At 55.2% G+C, this 2,500-nt stretch carries 1 tRNA gene and 2 rRNA genes (1 of these 3 cut by a window edge); all 3 read left to right on the top strand.

The features are described from left to right. A 23S ribosomal RNA gene (locus tag BKY27_RS19170) occupies positions 1–2,068 on the top strand; it begins 808 nt to the left of the window's first position. Positions 2,069–2,240: 172 nt separating this feature from the next. Then, positions 2,241–2,355: ribosomal RNA gene (gene rrf / locus BKY27_RS19165) — 5S ribosomal RNA — on the top strand. A gap of 67 nt (positions 2,356–2,422) precedes the next feature. Continuing rightward, positions 2,423–2,499: transfer RNA gene (locus tag BKY27_RS19160), tRNA-Met, on the top strand. Position 2,500 lies beyond the last annotated feature (1 nt).

Here is a 2,500-nt window from a genome sequence, read left to right as displayed (position 1 = left end):
CCAATCAAACTCGGAGATAGCTGGTTCTCCGCGAAATCTATTTAGGTAGAGCGTCATCCGAATACCCCGGGGGGTAGAGCACTGGATGGGTAATGGGGCCCCACAGGCTTACTGATCCTAACCAAACTCCGAATACCCGGGAGTACTAGATGGCAGACACACGGCGGATGCTAACGTCCGTCGTGGAGAGGGAAACAACCCTGACCTCCAGCTAAGGCCCCTAATTCATGGCTAAGTGGGAAAGCAGGTGGGACGACCAAAACAACCAGGAGGTTGGCTTAGAAGCAGCCATCCTTTAAAGATAGCGTAACAGCTCACTGGTCTAAACAAGTTGTCCTGCGGCGAAGATGTACCGGGGCTCAAGCCATGAGCCGAAGCTGAGGATGCACATAGTGCATGGTAGCGGAGCGTAGTGTGAATAAACCCTTGTCTCTTCCGTTCATTTTGATGTGTCCCGTTGCGCTCAAGTAGCGAAGCGGTAGCGCATTGAAGAGTGAGCGTCGGAGACGCGGGTTTTACTGTGAAGCCGGCGCGTGAGCGATCCGGTGGAGTGATCACTAGCGAGAATGATGACATGAGTAGCGACAAACAGGGTGAGAGACCCTGTCGCCGAAAGTCCAAGGGTTCCTGCTTAAAGCTAATCTGAGCAGGGTAAGCCGACCCCTAAGGCGAGGCCGAAAGGCGTAGTCGATGGGAACCAGGTTAATATTCCTGGGCCAGGAGGATGTGACGGATCTGAGCCGTTGTTCACACTTATCGGATTGTGTGGGCAGCCAACGGGTCCCTGGAAATAGCCCTCCATGAGATCGTACCCTAAACCGACACAGGTGGACTGGTAGAGAATACCAAGGCGCTTGAGAGAACGATGTTGAAGGAACTCGGCAAAATACCTCCGTAAGTTCGCGAGAAGGAGGCCCGGTTTCCAGGCAACTGGAGGCTGGGGGCACAAACCAGGGGGTGGCGACTGTTTACTAAAAACACAGGGCTCTGCGAAGTCGCAAGACGACGTATAGGGTCTGACGCCTGCCCGGTGCCGGAAGGTTAAATGGAGGGGTGCAAGCTCCGAAATGAAGCCCCGGTAAACGGCGGCCGTAACTATAACGGTCCTAAGGTAGCGAAATTCCTTGTCGGGTAAGTTCCGACCTGCACGAATGGCGTAACGACTTCCCCGCTGTCTCCAACATCGACTCAGCGAAATTGAATTGCCTGTCAAGATGCAGGCTTCCCGCGGTTAGACGGAAAGACCCCGTGCACCTTTACTACAGCTTCGCACTGGCTTCAGGCACAGCATGTGCAGGATAGGTGGTAGGCTTCGAAGCAGGAACGCCAGTTCCTGTGGAGCCTCCCTTGAGATACCACCCTTGCTCTGCTTGAAGTCTAACCGCGGCCCGTTATCCGGGTCCGGGACCCTGCGTGGTGGGTAGTTTGACTGGGGCGGTCGCCTCCTAAAGAGTAACGGAGGCGCGCGAAGGTTGGCTCAGAGCGGTCGGAAATCGCTCGTTGAGTGCAATGGCAGAAGCCAGCCTGACTGCGAGACTGACAAGTCGAGCAGAGTCGAAAGACGGCCATAGTGATCCGGTGGTCCCGAGTGGAAGGGCCATCGCTCAACGGATAAAAGGTACGCCGGGGATAACAGGCTGATGGTGCCCAAGAGTCCATATCGACGGCACCGTTTGGCACCTCGATGTCGGCTCATCTCATCCTGGGGCTGGAGCAGGTCCCAAGGGTACGGCTGTTCGCCGTTTAAAGAGGTACGTGAGCTGGGTTTAGAACGTCGTGAGACAGTTCGGTCCCTATCTGCCGTGGGTGTAGGATACTTGAGAGGAGTTGCCCCTAGTACGAGAGGACCGGGGTGAACGATCCACTGGTGGACCTGTTGTGGCGCCAGCCGCAGTGCAGGGTAGCTATGATCGGAAAGGATAACCGCTGAAGGCATCTAAGCGGGAAGCCCCCCTCAAAACAAGGTATCCCTGAGAGCCGTGGTAGACCACCACGTCGATAGGCCGGAGATGTAAGCGCAGTAATGCGTTCAGTTGACCGGTACTAATGGCTCGATAGGCTTGATTTGATCCAGTAGTAGACAGACTGCAGGACCAAAAGCATACTCATATAGTGGACAAGACCTGGATAACTGATGACCGTCGCACCCGGAATGTGAAGCTGCGGGACAGCGCCTTTGACACCAAAGACGCTCTCCCAACACAAATCACACCCCGAAAGCGACTGTGTTTCTTCCTCGGTTTGGTGGTCATAGCACGAGCAAAACACCCGGCTCCATCCCGAACCCGGCCGTTAAGTGCCGTCGCGCCAATGGTACTGCGTCTCAAGACGTGGGAGAGTAGGTCACCGCCAAACCTAGTAAGAAACACACCTCTCTATAAACAGTCAAAAAATACGCCGACACAACAAAAACAGATCCTTCCGCGGGGTGGAGCAGCCCGGTAGCTCGTCAGGCTCATAACCTGAAGGTCGTAGGTTCAAATCCTACCCCCGCAACCAA

It is taken from the genome of Nioella nitratireducens, from assembly GCF_001879715.1.
Classification (GTDB): domain Bacteria; phylum Pseudomonadota; class Alphaproteobacteria; order Rhodobacterales; family Rhodobacteraceae; genus Nioella; species Nioella nitratireducens.
Note: the sequence above shows the minus strand (reverse complement) of the source record. Positions and strands in the feature narration are given on the sequence as shown.